The organism is Bacteroides cellulolyticus (assembly GCF_025567135.1).
Taxonomy (GTDB): domain Bacteria; phylum Bacteroidota; class Bacteroidia; order Bacteroidales; family Bacteroidaceae; genus Phocaeicola; species Phocaeicola cellulolyticus.
Window position 1 is genome coordinate 1 of sequence record NZ_JAOQJJ010000040.1, and the last position, 2,536, is coordinate 2,536.

Below are 2,536 nucleotides of genomic sequence, written 5' to 3' on the forward strand. Positions count from 1 at the left end.
GCATATTGTGGGAGAGTAGGTAGTCGCCGTCTTATATGAGAGATCCTCGAGGTAGAGATACTTCGGGGATTTTTTGCGTTTATAAGCTTTGGATTTTCTCTACACGAAGGTTGCGGATGAACAACGGAAAACGTTCAGCTTAAAGATATATGTCAGTACGGTAAAAAATCTTCATGAGTAGGAGATAATATATGTATATAAATATAGCCTAGCGTTATGCCTGAATTATATATTGGAGTAACCTTTAGAGAATATCTGTTATAAGGGCTTTTAAAGCTTGTCTGTTTTATAGTGTGTGAATGATCCTAATTGAATAATCAGGAAAATATAATCATCTGAATATCGAGGTGAAATCAGATTATCATTTGATACGTATCATTTAAATTTTATCTTTGATATACATTGTCGGTTCTTTAGGATACAAAAGATTAGAAATACGCGATAAACAAATAAGGTTTATCCGATTTTTTAGAACATAAAAAAGCTGTCTCAAATTTTGTTCTGAGGCAGCTATGTATTTTTTATATAATGACAAAGTGTTTTTAAGCTTGTTCTAGAAATTCCATTTTGCGGCAATTGACGGAAAGAAAAAGACCTTGTTTTTATCAAGCATGTTATAGCTAATATTTATTTTCGTTCCGAATGCCAGTTTCTCATTAATGTTGTACCATCCTTGTGGGCCGAATAAAACTACAAATTTTTTCCCTTCGTCGGATTTTGTTTCTGTATTTTTGTTTTGGGTCCACATATCAATAAAACCGCATAATGTAAGTTTATTTTTCAATATATCGCCCGACCATGTCAGTGTGAGCTGTGCATCATGGCTTATGTGATTGAAGGCATGAATCTTATATGACAGGTTTGCGCCAAGGTTGAATTTTCTTATGGTCAATGGATAATTGGCTCCCACAAAATACGAACCTGTTATAGAACCGCCTTTTGTAACACCTTCATCATATTCCAGGTGAAGTTTCACTGGTAAGTCTCCTATGTTTTGATTACGTGATATTTCCCAGTATGTAGTACCAATTCTTCCTTTTTCGCCTGTAAATTCAAAATCTATAAATGTGTAGAAAGATCCCCATTTATCGGCTTTGAACATATCGAATGTTACCATGACAAAGTTTTTGTCATACATCCTGCTGTTGATGGAATGATTTGGAAAATAGTGTAGCTGGATGTTTTGTGCTGATATTGCAGAGAATGACAGTAATGACAGAAGCAGTATTAAATGTAACTTTTTCATATTTTCTTGATATTAGATAAGAGTTGTAAATGGGGTGTAGTATTCCCTTTCCGGCATTCCCTTTTCTAAAGAAAGGGAACACCGGTTAATATGGAATTAATTAAGGTACGGGGTATTAAAGAGATTTATTATTTTAGTTTTTCTTGAACAGATTTGCCAGAACTGTATAGAATCTGCTGTTGAATTCTTTATGGTCAACGTTTATACATATTGATACATTTGGATTTTCTTCCAGAAGGCGAGCTTTGTCACCGATTGTTCTTCCGAAATCAGCTTCTGTAGTTCCCACTTTCATGTTCATTTCAAATGTTTGTACAAGGCTAGGATCTACAGCTACGGCTACAGCCAGAGGGTCGTGGAGTGCACATCCGTTCAGCTCCGGTTGAGTTGTGGCATAAGCATTGATATAGAAATCTACCATATCTGCATATTTTTTAGCTGAGACAGTGCCTATGTTCCTCCAGTTTTGTGTCTCCTTTTTAGTGAAAATGGTTCTCATAGTTACATCTAGTCCAACCATTGTAACTTTTGCCTTGCTGGTGAATACAATATTTGTGGCATTAGGGTCCTGATAGATATTTGCTTCACCAGCTGGTTTACATTTCCCGGAAGGAGAACTGCGCCTCCCATTATCACTATTCTGCCTACTTTCTCGGCGAACTGTGGATCTTTTTGAATAGCTTTTGCAACGTTTGTTAGCGGTCCAACAGCAACTATGGTAAGATCTTTCTTATATTCATTAGCCATTCTTATCATGAAATCAACACCGCTTTCATCTTTTTTCTTGCTGGCTGATTGTGGTATCTCTATTTCGCCTATGCCGTTATTGCCATGTATGAACTTCGAAATATCACTTGGCAGATAAGGAGTATTGTCAATAAGTGAGCATTCAGCACCTGCATAAACAGGAATATCTTCTTTTCCTAATAGCTTTAATAAGTTTAATGAGTTCTCTATTCCTTTGTCAAGTGATACGTTTCCATAGCTGCCTACCACTCCCAGCAGATTAATGTCTTCGCATCCCAGTGCATATGCCAATGCTAATGCATCGTCTATACCTGTGTCAATATCAAGTATCATATTGACTTTCTTTGTGCTTTCTTTTGCAAGATTAGCGGCTGTTGTATTGACAGCGATACCTGCTGTCAGAATTATGATTAATGCGATTTTAAAGTAATTTTTCATACGTAAATATTAAGCGTCCTACACATAAAGTAGGACAGGTTTATACTAAAATTGATATAAAACCGAGTATTTTGACAAAAGAAAGATTAGCATTCATGAAAACAC

General features: G+C 35.9%; 1 protein-coding gene and 1 pseudogene. Both read right to left on the bottom strand.

Annotation, left to right across the window (positions count from 1 at the left end; all coding sequences use genetic code 11):
* Window positions 1-553: 553 nt before the first annotated feature.
* The gene (locus OCV82_RS15080; protein ID WP_154045200.1) at window positions 554-1,246 is read right to left on the bottom strand and encodes a DUF5020 family protein; all 693 of its coding nucleotides are present in this window, start codon (window positions 1,244-1,246) and stop codon (window positions 554-556) included.
* Window positions 1,247-1,379: 133 nt separating this feature from the next.
* Window positions 1,380-2,431 (bottom strand): annotated as a pseudogene (locus tag OCV82_RS15230) (nucleoside hydrolase).
* Window positions 2,432-2,536: the final 105 nt, after the last annotated feature.